The 19,928-nt window shown below is 30.7% G+C and carries 24 protein-coding genes; all 24 read right to left on the reverse strand.

Annotated elements, in window-relative coordinates; genetic code table 11:
- Positions 1-3 precede the first annotated feature (3 nt).
- The 24 genes from PHV22_RS07380 to cysD all read right to left on the reverse strand — a co-directional run bounded on the left by PHV22_RS07380 (position 4) and on the right by cysD (position 19,919).
- Positions 4-564: an acyltransferase gene (locus PHV22_RS07380; RefSeq protein WP_299946776.1), complete on the reverse strand. Its 561-nt coding sequence runs from the start codon at positions 562-564 to the stop codon at positions 4-6.
- A gap of 3 nt (positions 565-567) precedes the next feature.
- Complete coding sequence (locus PHV22_RS07385) at positions 568-936, reverse strand: hypothetical protein (protein ID WP_299946779.1); 369 nt, start codon at positions 934-936, stop codon at positions 568-570.
- A complete protein-coding gene (locus PHV22_RS07390; protein WP_299946783.1) occupies positions 936-1,892 on the reverse strand; it encodes a glycosyltransferase family 2 protein in 957 nt (318 codons plus the stop codon). The genes PHV22_RS07385 and PHV22_RS07390 overlap by 1 nt, the downstream gene beginning before the upstream one ends.
- Positions 1,885-3,210 (reverse strand): hypothetical protein, encoded by a 1,326-nt coding sequence (locus PHV22_RS07395; protein WP_299946786.1) that lies wholly within the window; start codon positions 3,208-3,210, stop codon positions 1,885-1,887. The genes PHV22_RS07390 and PHV22_RS07395 overlap by 8 nt, the downstream gene beginning before the upstream one ends.
- Before the next feature lie 76 nt (positions 3,211-3,286).
- Positions 3,287-3,670: a hypothetical protein gene (locus tag PHV22_RS07400; protein WP_299946789.1), complete on the reverse strand. Its 384-nt coding sequence runs from the start codon at positions 3,668-3,670 to the stop codon at positions 3,287-3,289.
- Positions 3,654-3,911 carry a hypothetical protein gene (locus PHV22_RS07405; protein ID WP_299946792.1) on the reverse strand — a complete coding sequence of 86 codons (258 nt, stop codon included), beginning with the start codon at positions 3,909-3,911 and terminating at the stop codon, positions 3,654-3,656. The genes PHV22_RS07400 and PHV22_RS07405 overlap by 17 nt, the downstream gene beginning before the upstream one ends.
- Positions 3,912-3,917: 6 nt before the next feature.
- Positions 3,918-4,436: an acyltransferase gene (locus tag PHV22_RS07410; protein WP_299946795.1), complete on the reverse strand. Its 519-nt coding sequence runs from the start codon at positions 4,434-4,436 to the stop codon at positions 3,918-3,920.
- The gene (locus PHV22_RS07415; RefSeq protein WP_299947043.1) at positions 4,433-4,834 is read right to left on the reverse strand and encodes an FdtA/QdtA family cupin domain-containing protein; all 402 of its coding nucleotides are present in this window, start codon (positions 4,832-4,834) and stop codon (positions 4,433-4,435) included. The genes PHV22_RS07410 and PHV22_RS07415 overlap by 4 nt, the downstream gene beginning before the upstream one ends.
- A complete protein-coding gene (locus PHV22_RS07420; protein ID WP_299946797.1) occupies positions 4,834-6,150 on the reverse strand; it encodes a glycosyltransferase family 61 protein in 1,317 nt (438 codons plus the stop codon). The genes PHV22_RS07415 and PHV22_RS07420 overlap by 1 nt, the downstream gene beginning before the upstream one ends.
- Complete coding sequence (locus PHV22_RS07425; RefSeq protein ID WP_299946800.1) at positions 6,147-7,187, reverse strand: glycosyltransferase; 1,041 nt, start codon at positions 7,185-7,187, stop codon at positions 6,147-6,149. The genes PHV22_RS07420 and PHV22_RS07425 overlap by 4 nt, the downstream gene beginning before the upstream one ends.
- Entirely contained in the window at positions 7,187-8,176 is a 990-nt protein-coding gene (locus PHV22_RS07430) for a sulfotransferase (protein WP_299946803.1), read from the reverse strand. The genes PHV22_RS07425 and PHV22_RS07430 overlap by 1 nt, the downstream gene beginning before the upstream one ends.
- Positions 8,177-8,191: 15 nt before the next feature.
- Entirely contained in the window at positions 8,192-8,851 is a 660-nt protein-coding gene (locus PHV22_RS07435) for a sulfotransferase (RefSeq protein WP_367187082.1), read from the reverse strand.
- Positions 8,829-9,839, reverse strand: a complete 1,011-nt coding sequence (locus PHV22_RS07440; protein ID WP_299946809.1) for a sulfotransferase — start codon at positions 9,837-9,839, stop codon at positions 8,829-8,831. The genes PHV22_RS07435 and PHV22_RS07440 overlap by 23 nt, the downstream gene beginning before the upstream one ends.
- Positions 9,832-10,803 carry a hypothetical protein gene (locus tag PHV22_RS07445; RefSeq protein ID WP_299946812.1) on the reverse strand — a complete coding sequence of 324 codons (972 nt, stop codon included), beginning with the start codon at positions 10,801-10,803 and terminating at the stop codon, positions 9,832-9,834. Before PHV22_RS07445 ends, PHV22_RS07440 begins: the two co-directional genes overlap by 8 nt.
- A gap of 10 nt (positions 10,804-10,813) precedes the next feature.
- Positions 10,814-11,605: a methyltransferase domain-containing protein gene (locus tag PHV22_RS07450; protein WP_299946815.1), complete on the reverse strand. Its 792-nt coding sequence runs from the start codon at positions 11,603-11,605 to the stop codon at positions 10,814-10,816.
- Between the two features lie 10 nt (positions 11,606-11,615).
- The gene (locus tag PHV22_RS07455) at positions 11,616-12,317 is read right to left on the reverse strand and encodes a WbqC family protein (protein ID WP_299946817.1); all 702 of its coding nucleotides are present in this window, start codon (positions 12,315-12,317) and stop codon (positions 11,616-11,618) included.
- On the reverse strand, positions 12,314-13,387 hold the full coding sequence (locus PHV22_RS07460) for a DegT/DnrJ/EryC1/StrS aminotransferase family protein (protein ID WP_299946820.1): 1,074 nt from the start codon (positions 13,385-13,387) through the stop codon (positions 12,314-12,316). Before PHV22_RS07460 ends, PHV22_RS07455 begins: the two co-directional genes overlap by 4 nt.
- On the reverse strand, positions 13,380-14,711 hold the full coding sequence (locus tag PHV22_RS07465) for an ABC transporter ATP-binding protein (RefSeq protein WP_299946822.1): 1,332 nt from the start codon (positions 14,709-14,711) through the stop codon (positions 13,380-13,382). The genes PHV22_RS07460 and PHV22_RS07465 overlap by 8 nt, the downstream gene beginning before the upstream one ends.
- Positions 14,711-15,520 carry an ABC transporter permease gene (locus PHV22_RS07470; protein WP_299946825.1) on the reverse strand — a complete coding sequence of 270 codons (810 nt, stop codon included), beginning with the start codon at positions 15,518-15,520 and terminating at the stop codon, positions 14,711-14,713. The genes PHV22_RS07465 and PHV22_RS07470 overlap by 1 nt, the downstream gene beginning before the upstream one ends.
- Position 15,521: 1 nt before the next feature.
- Positions 15,522-16,277: a 3'(2'),5'-bisphosphate nucleotidase CysQ gene (gene cysQ / locus PHV22_RS07475; protein ID WP_299946828.1), complete on the reverse strand. Its 756-nt coding sequence runs from the start codon at positions 16,275-16,277 to the stop codon at positions 15,522-15,524.
- Positions 16,270-16,869: an adenylyl-sulfate kinase gene (cysC, locus tag PHV22_RS07480; RefSeq protein WP_295022739.1), complete on the reverse strand. Its 600-nt coding sequence runs from the start codon at positions 16,867-16,869 to the stop codon at positions 16,270-16,272. The genes cysQ and cysC (PHV22_RS07480) overlap by 8 nt, the downstream gene beginning before the upstream one ends.
- Positions 16,859-17,584, reverse strand: coding sequence for an adenylyl-sulfate kinase (cysC, locus tag PHV22_RS07485; protein ID WP_295022742.1), 726 nt, complete (start codon positions 17,582-17,584; stop codon positions 16,859-16,861). The genes cysC (PHV22_RS07480) and cysC (PHV22_RS07485) overlap by 11 nt, the downstream gene beginning before the upstream one ends.
- The gene (gene cysN, locus PHV22_RS07490; RefSeq protein WP_295022744.1) at positions 17,584-19,008 is read right to left on the reverse strand and encodes a sulfate adenylyltransferase subunit CysN; all 1,425 of its coding nucleotides are present in this window, start codon (positions 19,006-19,008) and stop codon (positions 17,584-17,586) included. Before cysN ends, cysC (PHV22_RS07485) begins: the two co-directional genes overlap by 1 nt.
- A complete protein-coding gene (gene cysD, locus PHV22_RS07495; protein WP_299946833.1) occupies positions 19,008-19,919 on the reverse strand; it encodes a sulfate adenylyltransferase subunit CysD in 912 nt (303 codons plus the stop codon). Before cysD ends, cysN begins: the two co-directional genes overlap by 1 nt.
- Positions 19,920-19,928: the final 9 nt, after the last annotated feature.

Raw genomic sequence — 19,928 nt, forward strand, 5'->3', positions numbered from 1 at the left:
TGTTTATTCCTTGTTTTCTAAGTATTTTTTTTCTAATTCTAATAAATCTTTTTTTCGATCCTTTAGTCTTTTAGCAGGGCTACCAATGTAGATTCCCCAAGGTTCAGTTGAGTTTAGTATTAAACTCATTGCACCTATTGAAGTCCCCTCAGCCAATATAACGCCTGGCATAATAATACTTCCAGCACCAACAATAGAGTATTTTTTTAAAATTACTTCTTTCATTAACTCATTTTTATACTCTTTTGGAATAGTTGAATTTGTCATAGTTTTACCGCTATAATCATCTGACTGAGTAAAGACTTGAACACCATAAGCTATAGTTGTAAAATCTTCAAAAACTATCCCTTTTTCTCCACCAGCAACCAAGCACATTGGAGTAATATGAACATTCCTACCTATTTTGATTTTTCCAGAAAGCACACAAAAATCATCGATGCGAGAATTGTCTCCTATGTCTATTTGATCACAGTTATAAATACTTGCTTTATCGCTGATTTTTGCATTTTTGCCTATGTGTTTAAAGCCTAATTGTTGTAATTGCTCTTGTGTATAGTATGCCATTTGTTAAACACTCCTGCTTGTTACGATAATGCCAGCTACAATAAACATAAGACCTAATATCTTTTGCCACGTAACTATTTCATCAAAAATTAATACTGACAAAATAAAAACTAATACAAATGCTCCACTCATAAAAGGGTAAGCATAACTAAGTTCAAATTTTGTCATAGTTGCCATCCAAAAAAATGATGCTATAAATGCGGCTGCAAAACCACTAAAAATAAATGGATCAAACACTAATTTGAATAAAAATAAAACTTTGTCTAAAAAATCATTTGGCAAAGTAAAGTTCAATGAAGATATTCGCCATTTCAGAACCAACTGTCCGTAAACTGTAAAAAATATTGTTCCAAATATATAGAAGTATCCCATCAATTTCCTTCATTTTCAAAAGTAGTTTCTTGAACTATATATATTGGTCTATTTTTAGTTTCATCAAATATTTTACCTATATAAAGTCCTAGTATTCCCATATTAGCAAAGAGTAACCCAGCTATAAAATATATAGATACCATTACACTCGTCCAGCCCTCAACAGGAATGGAAAACATAAAATATCTTAAAATTAACCAACTTGCATATAAAAGACTGAAAAAAGCTACGATAAAACCAAACTTGATAGAAAGTTTTAGTGGCTTATTGGACTGTGAAACTATACTATCGATTGCTAAATTTATCAATTTACTAAAAGTATAAGAACTTTTTCCTTCATCTCTTGAGGAATGTTCTATATTAATTTCAGTTCTTTTGAATCCTGCCCAATTTACGAATAAAGGATATGTTCTATTTTGTTCTCTCATTTGTTTTAGCGTATTTAAAACTTTTTTGGAAATAATACTAAAATTTGCTATTGTATTATCAATTTTACTTTCCGTAAAATAATCATACACTTTATAAAAAAGTTTTGAACTAAGCTTTTTAAAAAAGGTATCTTTTCTCTTGGCTCTTCTCCCAAAAACAATATCATGTCCCTCAAGAGCTTTATTATAAAGCTTTATAATCTCTTCTGGTTGGTCTTGCAAGTCACAATCCATCACAACAATCCAATCGCCTTGTGCATAGTCAAGACCAGCTGTGATAGCTTTGTGCTGTCCAAAATTCCGTGATAGATTAATCCCTTTTACTCTGCTATCACTTTGTGCTAATTTTTTGATGGTTCCCCATGCATTATCAGGGCTTGAATCATTTACCATGATTATCTCAAAATCATCTGTTACGGCTGAAAGAGATTGGGTTAATCTTTCATATAGATTGTTGAGACTCCCACAACATCCGTATACTGGGGTTATAATTGATATTTTTGATTGCAATGTTGTATTATTAAGCATATTTTTTTTCTCGGAAATAAAATATTAAAGATAGTAAAAATAAAAAGATAATAAATATCTTTGGGAAATAGAAATATCTAGTTTCAAAATGAACAACTGTAAAAATCATTAAATAGGTTATAAAAAGTGAAACAAATATCCATCCCAAAAGTTGTGCAATACTATTTTTGTGCTTGTAACAAATTGTTATGACGATGAATATACACATTAAAATAAAACTATTGTTAATGATCATGCTGTTTTGTGTAATTTTTGGGCTTGGTGATGTCCAATAGCCAAGCTCAGAGAACCAGTAATTTTTTAAGGGAATAAATTTTATCTGATACCATAAAATGGGGTCACCTAAAAAAGTTTTTATCAATAATTCTGGATTACTATTTTTTATGTCATCGCACGTTGAAGGATTGACTAAGCAAATCATATTCCCTTTGCCTTCAACTATCCAACCTCCACCAATGCTTAACAATTTTTCATTTGAACTTACTAAATTGCTATAAATTAAAGATGATGTTGCTACCCATGAAATTCTGTCGTTATGGATTTTGTTATAAATTCTCCACGGTAAGGTAATGAGAACTGATGTTATAATGATATAAAAAAGTATACGTATATTTTTTAAATCAATTTTATTTCTTTTTGAATTAAACTTATATCTCAAAATATTAAATATAATAAAAAAGATACCGAATAGTGAAAGAATTACTAATATCGTTTCAAATTGTGATCTGAAGTAGGCTGATATCCCTAAAAATAGCCCTGCTAAAATTGAGTAAACTGTATATGAATGATAGTGCGCTTTTAGCATAAATAAGACAAATAATAAAAAAAACCCTATTGAAAAACTTTCTCCTAATAATACCCCGGTAGGTTCGAGCAAAAAAACCCTAGATACAGGAAAAATAAATAAAATTAAAGGTATGAAAAACGCAATTAGTCTGTTAATATTTTTAGGTATAAAACCATATATCATAATCAATACAAATGAAAATATTAAAGATGAAAGAATTTGTAATGTTAATATTATGTATACATATTCCCCAAATAATTTTAGAATATATCCTTCAATCAGCATAAAACCGGGTGGCCATAAATTTATTAACCATTGATTAGCAGGTGTAAACCATCCATTTTTAGATACATCTATTGCACCAGTTAAAAAACTCACAGGATCACCTAAACTACTAGTTTTTATTATTTGATCGATAGTGAAATATACGTTAAATTGATCTGGGATATCTCTTACAAAAAGAGATATAAGCATTAACACTGAAAAATATATAGAATATATAAACCATTTGTAATTTAATAAAGTTATCATTTGCACTCAGTAAAAGCCTCTATTAATTCAGCTCTGTGTTGAGCATTTAAGCCTTTTAAATCTAAAAATGGGATCATTAGTTTTCCTCGCTTTCTTCTAAAATTATGATTTCATAATCATTTTTATTCAAACTTTCCAAAAACAAGCATTCTAGTATATTATCATGTTTTATTTCATAACCTTTGGTTCTAAAAAAATCTGCATGCTTTTTAGGCACTTCAGTTCCTGAATAGCCGTCATGAGTACTTCCATCTATGTTCACAGAATACAATTCTTTGCCATTACCATTTGGTTTTGCATAAACATGACTATGAGTTATTGTCATATTATTTGTATTACCAGTATCTTGTCTATATGAGTTTTTTGTTCCATCAATTTGCTTGTAAACTATATGCTCAAATAACATTATTTTCTCAACTATTTGCTTCTCTTTTAAAAAATCTTTAAAACTTGGAATCATTGTACAAATACCTTCTATATTTTTCTTTTGTTATTTCATAATCATTTTTTTCAAAATTAAAAAAATAATCCAACTCATCTTCATCAACTATCTTTGCCCCAAATCTTTGATGAAATGCTATAACCTTATCATTCCCTTTTCGTACATCGAAATGAGATTTTTCAAATCCTAAACCATAAAATCCAAATTCATTTCTCATATTTATATTTTTACCATAAATAATCATGCTGCCATTAGGCAAAAATAACTATTTACCCCCCCCCATTTCACAATCTTCACATATTAATGTTCTATCACACTTTTGTCCACATTTACAAACATGTCCCTTCCTTGTGGCAGGGTTTCCATACCAAAGTTCTTGTACTCCTACATCTTTTGTAACAACACTTCCAGCACCCACCATTGCATATTCTGCAACAGTTATCCCACCAATAATTGTGCTGTTTGCACCAATTGAAGCATTCTTTTTAATTGTAGTTTTTAAAAACTTATTTGGATATTGCTTACTTCTGGGATTAAAATCATTTGTAAATGTTACATTAGGACCAACAAACACATTATCTTCCAAAATTATGCCATCCCAAACCTGTACACCACTTTTTATTGTGACATTATCACCAATAACTACATCATTTTCTATAAATACACTTGCATTAATATTACAATTATTTCCAATTATTGCATTTTCAAGGATTACACAAAATTGCCATATATTTGTATTTTCTCCAATATTTTTTGATTGGACATCAGATAGTTTATGAATCATCTATTTACTTCTTCTATAAATTTGTCATAATCTCGTATATAATCACTCTCATCATAATGCTCACTTGCAAGAACTACTAAAACACAATCTGCACTAAAATCTTTCATTTCTCGCCATATAAGCCCTTCAATAAATAGTCCCTGATTTGGATTTATTAGTTTTATCTCTTTCCTTGTTTTCCCATTATCTAAGACAAAAGTACAAGAGCCTTTTACGGCTATGGCAATTTGTTTGAGATTTATGTGAGCGTGAAAACCCCTCTCAACACCTTGTTTTGTATCAAAAATATAGTAAACTCTCTTTATGTCAAATGGAGCATTGTACCCTTCTTCGATTGCTATGAGAGAGCCTCGTTCATCTCCCAGTGTTTTGAAGTCTATTAAGCCAAATCCCACTATCAACACCCCTTTAAAATGATTTGTATTTTACTTAAATCTACCATAAAGTTGCTGTGTATACTTTTTTCATCACTAGGAATTGTTTTATAGTGTATCAATTTTACTCCAGATACATCAGCTAGCGGTTGAAATATACCATGATTTATCGATGGATGACTTGGATAAAATATTATTGCTTTTGTATTAGGTTGCATAAATAGTATGTTTGTAAAAGTTGCTCCTGAAGCTCCCACAACTACTTTTGATTCATAAAATAACTTTACTTGCTCTGTAAAAATTAATTTTTCTGTTTCTACAATTTCAAAGCCATGGTTGATGAAAAAATCCTCAACTTGTTTTGTATTAACAATAGATCTCATTTGTGTAGATTTTCGTCTTAAATATATTTTTCTAAAAGGTTCTTCTTTTGGTAATGCTAAACAATTAAATATTTCTTCGTGAAATAATTTCAAGCCATAAGTATCTACAAAAAATTCTTCTTGTTCTAAATTGCCTGAAGTATTGTCAAGCGATTGCCAAAATGGTGAGCAATAGACAAGATTGTTACATGTGTATAGCTTTCCTTTTTTTATAGTTGTTAGATTGTACTTAAATGGCACTATAACTTTTAAAATCTCAAGACATTGTTTTGGAATATTTTCATCGATAAGAAATACTATGCTTTTGTTTTCAAAAATTTGACTATTTTCTTTTTTTGATAGTTCTTTTATACTAAATAAAGCTCTAGGTATGATTTCCGTCGTCCAGTGATAATAATTTTGTGAATGTTCTTTCAGTAGTGATATATATAGTATGTCTATATTTGTCAAATCTTGAGATTTTGACATACTTATAGACACAATACTTTTATCTTTTCGATCAAAGTAAGAAAAAATATCCGATCGCTTTAAGTCATGATGTTCTTTCATTGCCAGAAGTTCTTGATGATAAAGCTCATGCCCATTGATTAAAGCGTCAGTGTTACCCAAAACGGTTATCTCTTTAAAAAAATAAAGATCTATATCCAAAACATTTTCTTCGATTTCATCAAGCTTAGTGTAATTTCCTGTTTTATCAAATAAAACGACACTACCTAGTCTTGATTTCCTTGTTTTTATAGAAGCTAAAGTCTCATACTGGATATCTAGCTTATCTATGGATTTTACAAATTGAAGAACATGTAAGCCTCCACCGGAAGTTCCAAGATAGCGATTTTTCACCTTCCTCGCTAAATCAATAAAATATAATTCACTCTCTTTGTATTGCTCTCTTATCACTTTTGGGAGTAACATGTAAAATGATTTGGCTACTATGCGAAATACTTTGCTAATTCTCATTTTCCATCTTTTTTTGGAAATAGCCTTCGCTCCAACGCTAAAACATTCCATGTTTTAAGTGCTTGCATTTCATGAACATACTTCTCAAGTTCTTGAAAATGCTTTTCTCTTTCTTGAACATATTTTTCTTTTGTTTTGGCATAACTATTTATATATGCTATTACTTTTATCAAGTCACTCTTCTCTTCATCTTTAAAAAGCTCAAACAAGTTTTCAAGGCTATTATCAACCTCGCTTGTTACAAATACTCTTGCAAATAATATTAGAAAATTTTTTTCATATTTATAATTAAATATTTTATTTATATCAAGAATAGCTTTTAGGTTTTTTTGGATTTGTTCTTTTTTGCTTAGCAATGACCATATACCTTTATTATGTATACGATACACGGACATTACCTCATCTAAGTATTTTGTGGGACCAAGCTGAGCAAATACCATAACGCGAAACCAATCACCTCTATATAAATTTAAAAAATTCTTATTTGTTCTCATTTCATCATTAAATCTATACAGTATTGAAGCCGTGTGAAAATATATTTCTCCCTTTGTAAAATCTTCTATTCCAAATATACTTTTTTGTGGATTATTAACAATCAGCTCATCATTATTCACATCGATATCTTCTCTTAAAACCTTAGTATTGTGAGCACATGCCATATATTCTAAGTTGTTTTCTAAGAAATCAACTTGTTTTTGTAGCTTCAATTCATCTAGCCAATAATCATCGCCATCAATAAAAATGATATATTTGCCATTTGCTCTTGGTAAATTAAACAACATCTGAGGTCTTTTACCTAAGGAAAATTGATTTAATTCCTGAAAAATAGGCTTTATAATTTCTGGATACTTATTTTCATACTCCTTTATTATACTTTGAGTATTGTCACTTGAAGCGTCATCATAAATTAATAATTCAAATTGAAAATTAGTTTTTTGGTTAACAACACTATCAAGCATTTGTTTAATAAATTTTTCATGATTATATGATGCGGTACAAATGCTAACTAATGGGTAAACAATATTATCAGACTGCATTATAATTCATCTATAAGTTTGTTATAAAATATTTTTTTAGCTTCCATATTTAACCTTACACCTTCTGAACTTTCATATTGAATGTTTTCAAATTCGCTTCGATTTAACCTTTCAATATCTTCTTCTAGAATTTCTTCTAGCTCTTCTTTTGAATATTTACATATATATCCTAAAAATTTCATTTCATAATAGCAAATTTTCTCAATTACCTTAACTTCCATCTCGCTTAGTTCATTAAGATATTTATTTTTATTATCTTTTATGACGCCTTGCGAAAGATTATTCCAAGCTTTATGCATCCCAGCATTTTTTTGAGTCAATTCATCTTTATGAAAATTCTCAATGTTTGCATCCTGAGGTAATCCTAAAAAATGAATTATTTCAGATGTATACTTGTCAGCATCAGATATTAAATCTTCATAGTGTACAAAATAGGCTTTCCCTCTTTTGGCAAGTTCATCGTAGTTTTTAAGTGAATTTTGTTGATCTTTCTGCCATTGTCTTGCTGCTTGAACCACTCCACCAGGGTGATTTGTATGTTTTTTCCAAGATAGCGCCATATCCCTTGGATCTCTTGTTTGATAAATATATTTTGCTTCTGGAAAATTTAAAAGTAAAAATGGTAAAAACTCATATACCTGATTTTCTTTAATAAATACATGTTGCTTTCCATTAGCTTTAGCTTCTTCCATAAAAATATTTCTTATTAAAGATTCTATATCTCCAGTAGGTGCTAATTTTTTTAATTCATCAACATTAAACTCTTTTTCCCATATAGAAAAACCTACACTCATCAATCTATGAATATCAACAAGTAATTCATTCCAATTAGATTCATTTTTTAAATCTTTATATCTAAATAAATTTCTCGCAACAGGATTGATTATATGTTTTGTAGAAGGTCCACAAATATTGTTATGACCATTTAATAACTTTGTAATAAAATTACTCCCACTTCTTTCTGAGCACATTAAAAAAAACATTGACATTTTACATACCTTTTTTTATTTTGATTTATTGACATGAACATCAAAAGATTCTGGCACAGATATGCCACAAAATCTACCTAAATTTATCCATTTACTACTATCTTCCAAATCACATATAAATAATGAATTGGGGGCATGTTTTTTAAAAAATTGTTCAGCCTCGAAATTGTGTCTATTGTACACATCAATATAATGTTCTTTAAGATTTTTTAAATCTAATCCATTCATATCTTTATCCATATTTTCATTATTCCATATGTCAAATAGTTCTCTCTCTCTTCTATAAATTTTAGCATGCACATATGTTCTCCCTAAACTTTTTCCATTTGAATGAGATAACATTGAAGCGAACCACTTTTCAGGGTCTCTTTTAAATAAAATAAATTTACTATTGTTAAATCTGAAATAAAGTTGCTTATAAAATTCTGGAAAAAACCAAGGCCCATCTTCAAAAATAGAATTATTTTTAAAGTCTCCAGAGTTAAATATTTTTTCAAAATCACCTAAATAATGTAGATAGCCCCATTGATTTTTTTGTGAAACACTATTATCTGCAACTTTATATCCAAAAAATTGAAAAAATTGACCAACAGAAGTTGTTCCGTTTCGCTGCATTGAAATACAGAATATCTTCTGTTTTTTTTTCATAAAATTAAACATTTTTACCATTCTCATAAATCTTTTTATACGCTTCTATTATATTTGTGTCATCAACACTTTTTCGTGTTATTTCAAAGCTATCTGCACCGTAATACTCATTTTCCATCTCATATCCTTGAACTCTTAGCTTTTCTTTCAATTCATCATAAAAAACTTTCGGATTTTCACAAAACTCTTCATAGATTACTGTCATTTTTTTATGCTCTGCCACATTTTTTAGTCCAGATTTAATAGCTTTATTTATATGATATATTTGTCCTGCTACTTGCTCATAAGGATTGAGCTTTTTAAGTTCAGTATATTCAGGTATCTTAAAAGAGTACCATTCTTCTATGCTCCCTAGTTGTTTTTCTCTTGCTTTGAGAGCTGATTCTATATTTGCAAGAGGATCTCTTTTTGTATATATAAATATTGCTTTTTCAAATATCTTATCCAAAAAGTCAATATTATAGTTTAGTATCATACCTTTAAGTGCAAATGGCTTTTGGTATACATCTACTATACCTGCAAATTCTGCTCTAAAAGTATCTATATCCACTTTTTCTAAAAGCTCGCTTGTAGGTAAATAATCTAACTCTTTAAAAGGTAAAAATCTTCTCCAAAAATACCAAAACTCATTTGGTGATAAAGCACCTTTTGTTTTACCATTTTCACTGCTAAAATCAATTTCACTATTAAAATCTCTCAATTCATTTCGATAGTTATATCTTTCATCTGTTAAAAGTAACTGTATTTTACTTGCAATAATTGGTGTCTTATAGAATCTTGACATCATGTTTGTGGGACATGCAAAACCTAAATTTACAAGCCACTGCATCATAAGCGTAGAACCACTTCTTAGTGATCCCATTACAAAAATAAGTGGATAATCAGGTTCTGCTATCTTTAAAAGATTTTTTTCTGTTTCCCATAAATCATTGTTGATTTCATTTAAAAAATCTTCTAGTGAACTGTTTCTTTTAAAATTTTCTACTCTTTTACTCTCTTCCATATTCTTATACATTTAGATAGTTTCCTTTTATGGTCTCTATTATTCTCTTCATGTCCTCTAGGCTATACCTTTGATCTATTGGTAAAGGAATGATGTTGTTTACAAAATCTTTTTCTATTTCTGTTGTGGATTTTCTCCCTAAAACTTCATTCCAATATTTAGCTACATATATTTTATTTTCTATTAACTTTGTTTTCAAACTAGTATATATTTCCCCCCCACTTAAAAGAGTATAAACAAACGGTGTAAACTTTAGACTTTCATCTATTTCTAGTAAATTTATACTTTTTAATTCGCTATGTAAATATTTAAAATTTTCTTTTCTTTTTTGCTGTATGGTTTGATAATCAATAGAAGAAAGTATCTTTTGTGTTAGCCTTGACATATTTTTGATTGGTAGGTTCATTAGTCTTTGTTCTGCTTTTTGATAATCATCATAGAATGATGTCGCATTTTTATCTATTCTTCCTAAAAGTTGAATAGTTTTTTCAGAAGACTCATCTACATCTAGTTTATCGGCTATTGTTTTAGAAGTATACAAATATCCGCCATCACTTACACCAAAAAATTTTCTTGGGCTATAAATAGTATCTATATTTTTAATAGGTTTCTCAAAAAAAGCTTGTGTGTTATCTACTATTAACTTATTTGAATACATATCAGTTAATCTTTTTATATATTCAGATTTCAACGCAAAATAATTTATATAGAATAACTTTTCATTATCTTTGATATCTAATTTTTGTACTATCTCAAAATTATTATCTATATTATAAAATTCATATTCAATTTCAAGCTCTTGAAGTGGCTCAACGATACTATCGCATATAAAGCATGGTAAATACGCCTTTTTAATACTTTGAGTTTTTAAAATATATTTAAAAGCATTTCTTCCGCTATTGAGCTTTATAGCTTTAAAATGATATTCTTCTTTTTGGGCTAGTTCTAATTCAAAATATCCACCTATTTCTTTCATGTCAAAATGCCTACTTCCAGTAATCCATAAATCCATCTTTAAAATGTAAATAATTCCAACCTAATGATTTATTTATCTTTTCAACTTTGGGTTTAATTACACTGCTCTTTTTACGAAATAATATCCACAATTTTGATTCTTCATTATATACTGAGCAATTATAGCCCCATGAATCCATTAAAATTTGCATGCTTTTATTTGTATGAAATGCACAATGCACTGGCAATAAGTACATCCATTCTGGATTTTTTGGAATAGCTTCTGGAATTAGGGTGTGTATAGCGAAACAGCCAGATGCATTAACATATGATTCGATCTCATTCAATGTATCTCTATCTCTTACATGTTCAAAAACAGCTGTATTTACAACTAAGTCAAATGATCTGGCTGTCATAGCTCTCACATCAATTAAATTTATTTTTGGAGTAAAGTACTTATCATATGTCATTAATTTAATACTGAACATTTTTTTTAAAAGAAGTGATACGGCACCTACCCCACATCCCCAATCCAACCAATTATTTTTATCAATAAGCTTATGTTTAGTCATCAAATGCAGCATTTGTGCTTGTTTAAAATATCTTTGATTACGGTTATATGGATTTTCTTCACTGTTATGGCTTTTGTTATGAAATGAATTATTTAAATTTGTCCACTCTATATCTGTCATCTCAAAGTGTGTTTTAGAAGCACAAAAACCACAATGTGGACATATCCAATAATGAACTTCTTTTAAATCATAAATATTAAATATTTTTGTAAAATAAAATTTCATATCTGAATAACAAATAATACATTTCATACAATGCTCCTTAAATTAATTTGTATCTTTTTAACATCAATTTTACATCCTCTTTACTATTAAACATCAAAACATCAATAATAGAAAGATAAGGTATAAACTCATTGTTAAATTGTTTATATTCTGGAACTTCGGATTCTAAAAATTTTAATTTAATATTTTCATTTTTAAATGTATCTGCATTATATAGTACAGTTCCACCTATTGGATTTATATATTGACTTGAACCCAAAGTTTTATTTAAAGCTATAACTTTTTCTTGCGATTTTAAACTATGGTCTATATCTATAGCCGAAGAGATTATTATATGAGTGTCAATATCTAGATAAGTGCATACTTCAACAATAGAGTTATGTATATATTTGAATAGATTTTTTTCATCATACATAAAAATATTTTTAACCAAAGGAAAAACATCTTTAAAATATGGTGCTTTATTGTAGCCACTTTGAATCTGACTCAAAATCTTATTTATTTGATTTTGTGCTTCATCTGAAATGAATCTATCAACAACATCTAAGCTATCAGAATCTTTTCTTAAAGGCATTGAAAATAGAGTTTTTTTTCCGTTAAGCAAAATATTATTTCTATTGAACCAGCCACTTTTTGAAAACTGAATATTGTCATAAACAACAAAAGTGTCAACAATATTTATAAGCTGCCAATATCCAATATAAGGAAATAAATATGGTTGCATTATTGCTAATGTCATAATGATTTCTTTAAAATTTCTATTATAAGTATTTGTTCTTCATTTGTAAGTTCAGAATACATTGGCAAACATAGTATTCTTTTTGAGATATCTCTTGATATTGGCATCGTCTGTTTTGGTTCTATGTACTCCAAAGTATCAAGTGATGGGTAAAAGTATCTTCTTGGAAATATTTGTTTATCATTAAGTGCTTTTTGTACTTTTAGAAGTTCTTCTTCACTTTTAAAAACTACTGGAATATAGCTATAGTTTTTGTTTGCATTTTTATTTTGTTCTTGAAATGTCACTAAACCATTGAGCTCTTTTTTGTAAGCGTCCAAGAGAGTTTTTCTTTTTGCTTTTATCTCTTCTATATCATCAAGTACACAAAGCCCCATAGCCGCCTCAAACTCATTCATCTTTGCGTTTGTGCCCAAATGTGGAATAGATTCCGCATTTTCTATACCAAAATTTATGAGGTATCTTGCTTTTTCTACAAGTGAATCATCATTGATGATCAAAGCCCCACCCTCTATAGTATGAAAAAGTTTTGTAGCATGAAAACTAAGAGTAGAAATGTCTCCATAATTAAGGACACTTCTATCTTTATACTTCACATCAAAAGCGTGTGCTGCGTCATAAATTATTTTTAGATTGTATTTGTTTGCAATGCATTCTATCTCTTCTATTTCACAAGCATTTCCAAATACATGTACTGGAAGTATAGCGGATGTATTTGGCGTGATTAGTTGTTCGATATTTTTTGGATTTAGATTTAAAGTTCTTTCATCAATATCAGCAAATATTGGTAACAGATTATTTGTCACTAGCGAACTAGTAGTTGCTACAAAACTAAAAGGAGTAGTGATCACAAAACCATTTAATCCAAGAGTACGATATGCTATTTCAAGTGCTATAGTACCATTTGACACAAGCACTATATTTTTTACACCCAAGTAATCAGCAAGTCTTTTTTCAAGTCTTTTAACAAGAGGACCATTGTTAGTTATTTTATTACCTGCATAAATTTCATCAATATATTTTTTGTATTTCTCTATATTAGGCAAATATGTTTTTGTGACATTAATCATGAAAATTTTCTTTTATCTTATTGATTTTAAGAGTTGGAAACAGATCGACTTTTGACCATATTGGGAAACCAGGTCTCTGGCCGACTTGAAAAACATATGCATCAGGAACACAATCAATAAATACTGGAGTATTTGTGCCGCCTACAAAAGTAGAAATAACAGCTTGTATAGAATAGTTACTTTGAAAAAGAGGAAGTTTTAAATCATAGTCAATAATAAATCTATCATTTTCTTTTAAAGATAATAGCTCTTCACCAATTTGTTTAAACCCTCCTGCAACAATATTTATTTTTTTATCATCAAAAATTTGAAAGTTAACGGCAACAGAAAGTTTGGCATAACTTTCTAAATGTATTCTAACTTTTACATTTTGGTTAAATTCTGCCTCTATTATTGGGTTATTACTACCATCCAGAAGTTCAACATAACAAATTTTAACTTCCCCAGAACCATAGCGAAACTGAGCATGTTTTTTTTCAAATTCATTTGATATTTTAAATATAAGACAATCATTAGATACTATATTTTTATTTTGTTTTGTTTCATCTGACTCTAAGTATTTTGAGAATTTAATGTTTTCATCATTAAGATTTTCTCTCATTTCTTTTATATATTGTTCGGCCACATCACTAGCTTTACCTATAGCATGCATTACGCCATTTTTTATATATATACCTCTTTCACAAAGACTTTTCACACTATTTATATCATGACTCACAAAAAGTATGGTCGTTCCTTTTTGCTTGATTCTATCCATTGCGGTCATACACTTTGCTTGAAAGTTCATATCTCCCACACTTAAAGCTTCATCTACTATAAGTATGTCTGGGTCTACATTTATAGCTATTGCAAAAGCAAGTCTAGCAAACATGCCACTACTATAGCTTTTTACAGGCTGATAAACAAAATCATTAATATCTGCAAACTGAAGAATTCTATCTAATCTCTGTTCTGTTTCTTGATAGGTATATCCTATTAAAGTACCTTGTAAATAAATATTTTCTATACCTGTATATTCAGGATTGAAACCTGCTCCAAGCTCAAGGAGCGATGCTATCTTTCCATTTACATGCACATGCCCATGAGTTGGGGATAAAACACCTGTTATTATTTTTAGTAATGTTGACTTACCTGCCCCATTATGTCCTATAATACCTACAGTTTCACCTTTTTCTATTGTAAAGCTAATATCATGTAGTGCATGAAATTCATTATGGTACTTCTTTTTTAAAGGATGCAAAGCTTCTTTTAGCCTATCGCTTGGTTTATTATAAAGCTTATAAGTTTTAGTAAGGTTTTGAACTTTTATAGCAATATTTTTCATTATAGTACATCCGCAAAGTGAGGTCTCAATTTTCTAAAGATAATAGCACCGCCAAATAAAAATAAAGCACTCACGGCCCAATAATAAATAGTTGCATCCATCTTTTCCCAAAACCAAACATTATTTATAAGGCTATCTCTATATCCTTGTATTATGTAATTCATGGGATTGTACTCTATGATAAAACGATATTTTTCAGGGATTTGTGTTAATGACCAAAAGACAGGAGTAAGCCAAAATCCAAACTGTATTACCATCCCTATAATCTGACTCATATCTCTAAAAAATACAACGATGGCGCTTGTTGCCCATGAAATCCCAAGCATCAAAATAATCGTGCAAAATAGATAGTAAAATATTTGAAACCAATAAACTGTTGGTTTTTGCCCATATAACATAAACATTCCAAGTAAAATCAAGATAAAAAACAGATGTATAACAAGAGCTGAAGTAATCTGAACAATTGGCAATAGTGAGACACGAAACACTACTTTTTTTACCAAGAAGCTGTTTGCTAAAATGGCATTTGTACCATTTGATAAGCTTTCTGAAATAAAAAACCATGGAAACATACCGACCATAAGCCAAAGAATAAAAGGAAAATCTTGAACAGGCGCACTTCTGAAGCCTATATCAAAAATAAACCAAAAAATAAAAACAGTAATCATGGGCTGTATAAAAGCCCAAAGCACCCCTAAATAGCTGCCCATATATCTTGATTTAAAATCATTTTTGGCTAAATCTATAAGAAGTCTTTTATTTTTAAAAATATCTCTTATAAATCTATAAAAAGTTTTTATATAGTTCATTTCATTTCACAACAAACCAAGGATTTAATAAATTTTCTTTATTGTATGCCAAGGGAATATCAGATTTAAATTGATATGTCATCTTTCCAGATTCTCGCACAATAGCATCCGCAGCAGCCGTGTCCCACTCCATGGTTGGAGCTAATCTTGGGTAGATGTCTGCTTCCCCAGTTGCTACCATACATAGTTTTAGTGAACTTCCTTTTGATACTTGTTCAATCTCTTTTGCATCAAGGAGATCTATAAAACTTTGTGTTTCATCTGATAGATGGGATTTGCTTGCAACTACAAAGAGTTTTTCTTTTGGATTTTGATTTATCTGTAGTGGAAGTTTTTGGTTGTTTTTGTAAGCACCCTCGTTTTTTTTAGCCCAGTACAGTTCATGTAAAGCTGGAGCATATACGACGCCTAAAACAGGGGTGTTTTTATGAATAAGAGCAATATTTACAGTGAACTCATCATTTTTTTTGATGAACTCTTTTGTGCCGTCTATGGGGTCTATGCACCAGTAGTATTCCCACTCTTTTCTTGTCTCGTGGGGAACTTCTTTGTTTTCTTCACTCATAAGTGGTATATTTGGGTAGAGTTTTTGAAGTGCATTACAGATGATTTCATTTGCTTTTAAGTCTGCTTCCGTTAATGGTGATTTGTCATCTTTATACTCGACTGTAAAATCTTTGTTATAGATTTCCATAATAGCAATACCTGCTTCTAGTGCTATTTTTTTTATATCTTCTATATTTATACTTTTAAGCATTCAGATATCCGTTGTTTTTTAAATAAGTGATTATTTTATCTATATTTTTATTTATATCTTCTTTATCGTTTAGTAGATAAACCTCTGGATTGGTAGGTTTTTCGTATGGGCTGTCTATGCCTGTAAAATTTTTCAGCTCCCCAGCTCTCGCTTTTTTATAAAGTCCTTTTGGGTCTCTTTGCTCACAAACCTCAAAAGGAGTATCTACAAATATCTCTATAAACTCACTTTCTTCTACGAGAGTTCTTGCTAGTTCTCTATCTTTTATAAAAGGAGATATGAAAGCTGTTAAAGCTATGGTGCCACTATCTACAAAGAGCTTAGCTACTTCGCCTATGCGTCTTATGTTCTCTACTCTTGATGCTTCATCAAATCCCAAGTCACCGTTTAGTCCATGACGAACATTGTCGCCATCTAGTAGATATGTGTGATATCCCATCTCATGCAGTTTGGCTTCTAGTGCGTTGGCAAGAGTTGACTTGCCACTTCCACTAAGTCCTGTAAACCATAAAATGCAAGGTTTTTGTTTTTTTTGTTTTGCTCTTTTTTCTTTGCTTATTTGAGCGCTGTGCCAGACTATATTATTTGACATAATTTTTCTTTATATATTTAACTATCATCTGCGTGGCTTCATCAGCGGACATAACATCCGTATCTATTGTAATCTCTGCTCGTTGTGGCTCTTCATAAACATCATTTATGCCTGAAAAGTTTTGAAACTCCCCACTAAGAGCTTTTGCATAGACGCCTTTATAATCTCTTAGTTTGCATGTTTGTATATCTGCTTTTACATACACAACTATGTTATTTATTACCATCTCTCGAATCGCTTTTCTTGACTCTTTGTATGGTGATACAAAAGATGCTACTGTTGAGATAGAGTTTTTTTGCAGGGTGCAAATCAAATTTCCTATGCGGTGCATATGCCTGTTTCTATCTTCTCTGCTGTAGCCTATATCTGGAATAAGATCTCTGATATCTTTTGAGTCAATTCTCTCTAATGGTATATGCAGTTTTTCTAACTCTTTGTATACTTTATCGGCAATAGTTGTTTTTCCGCTTAAAGGAAGTCCTGTAAACCAAAGATTGAAAGGTTCTATTTTTTTTCTACCCCAAGTAATCTTAAACCAGGCTCTTTCATGTGCCCAATATAACCCTACTTTTAGTGCAGTTTCCATCATGCCGGCAGCTATAGCCAAATCTAATCTATCAAAAAAAATATAAACTATTATAATAGTGGTGCTTGTAGCTAGAACTCTCCAACTTATGCCCTTAACTATTGAGCGCTTATTTGTTTCTTTATACATCAAACCTCTTTACAATCCCATTCAGGAAAATTATCTCGAATGTACTGATTGAGTGCTGTTTCTGCTTTTGTGTACTCTCTGTGATTGCTTAGAGTTTTATCTTCATCTCGCTTTGTGACACCAACAATCATACCGGCTCCAACAGTGTTGTTGCTGATTCTATCAACCACTATAAAGCTACCTGTTTCTTTGTTCTCTTTGTAAGAATCAGCAGCAATTGGTCGCGTTAGCAACATTTTACATGATGATATGTCATTCAATTCCAAAGTATCTACCTGTGTTCTTTCATAACTATTAACATCTATTTTGTAGTTGATATGCTCAAAGCTTCCTGTTATTACAGAGGTTGCTCTTTTTATGTCGTAAGTGCGACCTATGTTCATGGGTTTTTCATCCATCCACACTAACATTACTTTTAAACTATTTGAAACTTTTGGTAAATTTTTTGTATGAACTATCATATCTCCACGAGATATATCTACCTCATCCTCAGTTGTAATTGTTATAGCCATAGGTGCATAAGCATAATTTGTTGTAGTGTTTCTGTTTGCTTCTGTTGTGTCGCCAGCGTTAATAATGCTTTTAACTTTTGTAGTTTTACCTGATGGCAAAACTGTTATTTCATCACCGACTTGGACGCTGCCACTTGATATGGTTCCACAAAAGCCTCTAAAGTCCAGATTGGGGCGGTTCACATACTGAACTGGAAATCTAAAATTTTCAGCTTTTATCTCTTTAGAGATATCCATACTATCAAGCAGACCCAAAAGAGGTTTTCCATCATACCATGGAGTTTTTATGCTCTTATCGACTACATTATCCCCATCTAGTGCGCTGAGTGGAATATAGTATCTATTTTTAATTCCAAGCTGGTCTGCTAAGTGGTCATATGATTGTTTTATTTTATTATATGTATCTTCACTAAAATCTACTAAGTCCATTTTGTTTATAGCTACAACTACATGCTCTATGCCAAGCAAATTTACTATAAAGCTATGTCTTTTTGTCTGCGTAAGTATTCCCTTGCGAGCATCAATTAGTACAATAGCTACATCCGCAGTTGAGGCTCCCGTTACCATATTTCTGGTATATTGTTCATGTCCTGGAGTGTCTGCTATAATGAATTTACGATTTTGAGTAGCGAAAAATCTATATGCAACATCTATAGTAATGCCTTGCTCTCTCTCGCTTTGAAGCCCATCTACAAGAAGTGCCATATCTATCTTCTCGCCAGTAGTACCATACTTTTTGCTTTCACTCTCTGCGGCGCTAAGTTGATCATCAAATATCATTTTAGAGTCATAAAGCATGCGACCGATAAGTGTACTTTTTCCGTCATCTACACTTCCGCATGTTAAAAAACGAAGCATATCTTTGTTTTCATGAGCTTTTAAGTACTCTTCTATATTGTTTATACCTAACATTAAAAATATCCCTCAATTTTTTTAAGTTCCATCGCACCCTCTTGATCTTTGTCAATAAGGCGACCTTCTCTTTCACTTGAGGTTGAGAGTAGCATCTCTTTGATGATTTCTGGAAGAGTTGTGGCAGTAGATTTTATGGCTCCTGTTAGTGGATAACAACCAAGAGTTCTAAAACGAACCATCTCATTTTTTGCAGTTTTTTTAAGCTCTTCTGGCATGCGTTCATCATCTACTACAATTTTTGTTCCTTCATATTCAACCACTGATCTCTCTTTTGCAAAATATAAAGAAGGTATTTGAATAGACTCTAAATATATATACTGCCAAACATCAAGTTCAGTCCAGTTGCTTATAGGAAAGACACGAACACTCTCTCCTTTTTGTATGGCGGTATTGTATATATTCCAAAGCTCTGGCCTTTGATTTTTAGGGTCCCAACGATGATATTTATCACGAAAAGAGAAGATTCTCTCTTTTGCACGGGATTTCTCCTCATCGCGTCTAGCTCCGCCAATAACTGCATCATAGCCACCGGCATCAAGAGCTTGTTTTAAACCTTGCGTTTTCATAATATCTGTATGAACTTTACTTCCGTGAACAAACGGAGATATACCCATCTCTACGCCTTCAGGATTAGAGTGAACAACAAGGTCGAAACCTAAATCTTTTGCTCGTTGATCGCGAAACTCTATCATTTCATGAAATTTCCAAAGAGTATCTACATGTAAAAATTTAAAGGGTGGTTTTGCTGGAGCAAATGCTTTCATAGCAAGATGAAGCATAACGGAACTATCTTTTCCTACAGAGTACATCATAACAGGATTTCTAAACTCTGCTGCAACCTCGCGTAAAATGTGAATTGATTCAGCTTCTAGTTGTTTTAAGTGAGTTAATCGTGCGTTTGTTATCACTCTGCTTCC

This window comes from Sulfurimonas sp. (genome assembly GCF_028713515.1).
Classification (GTDB): domain Bacteria; phylum Campylobacterota; class Campylobacteria; order Campylobacterales; family Sulfurimonadaceae; genus Sulfurimonas.

Coding starts and splice junctions, on each gene's coding strand:
- PHV22_RS07380 (WP_299946776.1), bottom strand. CDS start 564: ATGGCATACTATACACAAGAGCAATTACAACAATTAGGCTTTAAACAC.
- PHV22_RS07385 (WP_299946779.1), bottom strand. CDS start 936: ATGGGATACTTCTATATATTTGGAACAATATTTTTTACAGTTTACGGA.
- PHV22_RS07390 (WP_299946783.1), bottom strand. CDS start 1,892: ATGCTTAATAATACAACATTGCAATCAAAAATATCAATTATAACCCCA.
- PHV22_RS07395 (WP_299946786.1), bottom strand. CDS start 3,210: ATGATAACTTTATTAAATTACAAATGGTTTATATATTCTATATATTTT.
- PHV22_RS07400 (WP_299946789.1), bottom strand. CDS start 3,670: ATGATTCCAAGTTTTAAAGATTTTTTAAAAGAGAAGCAAATAGTTGAG.
- PHV22_RS07410 (WP_299946795.1), bottom strand. CDS start 4,436: ATGATTCATAAACTATCTGATGTCCAATCAAAAAATATTGGAGAAAAT.
- PHV22_RS07420 (WP_299946797.1), bottom strand. CDS start 6,150: ATGAGAATTAGCAAAGTATTTCGCATAGTAGCCAAATCATTTTACATG.
- PHV22_RS07425 (WP_299946800.1), bottom strand. CDS start 7,187: ATGCAGTCTGATAATATTGTTTACCCATTAGTTAGCATTTGTACCGCA.
- PHV22_RS07430 (WP_299946803.1), bottom strand. CDS start 8,176: ATGTCAATGTTTTTTTTAATGTGCTCAGAAAGAAGTGGGAGTAATTTT.
- PHV22_RS07435 (WP_367187082.1), bottom strand. CDS start 8,851: ATGAGAATGGTAAAAATGTTTAATTTTATGAAAAAAAAACAGAAGATA.
- PHV22_RS07440 (WP_299946809.1), bottom strand. CDS start 9,839: ATGTATAAGAATATGGAAGAGAGTAAAAGAGTAGAAAATTTTAAAAGA.
- PHV22_RS07445 (WP_299946812.1), bottom strand. CDS start 10,803: ATGAAAGAAATAGGTGGATATTTTGAATTAGAACTAGCCCAAAAAGAA.
- PHV22_RS07450 (WP_299946815.1), bottom strand. CDS start 11,605: ATGAAATGTATTATTTGTTATTCAGATATGAAATTTTATTTTACAAAA.
- PHV22_RS07455 (WP_299946817.1), bottom strand. CDS start 12,317: ATGACATTAGCAATAATGCAACCATATTTATTTCCTTATATTGGATAT.
- PHV22_RS07460 (WP_299946820.1), bottom strand. CDS start 13,387: ATGATTAATGTCACAAAAACATATTTGCCTAATATAGAGAAATACAAA.
- PHV22_RS07465 (WP_299946822.1), bottom strand. CDS start 14,711: ATGAAAAATATTGCTATAAAAGTTCAAAACCTTACTAAAACTTATAAG.
- PHV22_RS07470 (WP_299946825.1), bottom strand. CDS start 15,520: ATGAACTATATAAAAACTTTTTATAGATTTATAAGAGATATTTTTAAA.
- cysQ (WP_299946828.1), bottom strand. CDS start 16,277: ATGCTTAAAAGTATAAATATAGAAGATATAAAAAAAATAGCACTAGAA.
- cysC (WP_295022739.1), bottom strand. CDS start 16,869: ATGTCAAATAATATAGTCTGGCACAGCGCTCAAATAAGCAAAGAAAAA.
- cysC (WP_295022742.1), bottom strand. CDS start 17,584: ATGTATAAAGAAACAAATAAGCGCTCAATAGTTAAGGGCATAAGTTGG.
- cysN (WP_295022744.1), bottom strand. CDS start 19,008: ATGTTAGGTATAAACAATATAGAAGAGTACTTAAAAGCTCATGAAAAC.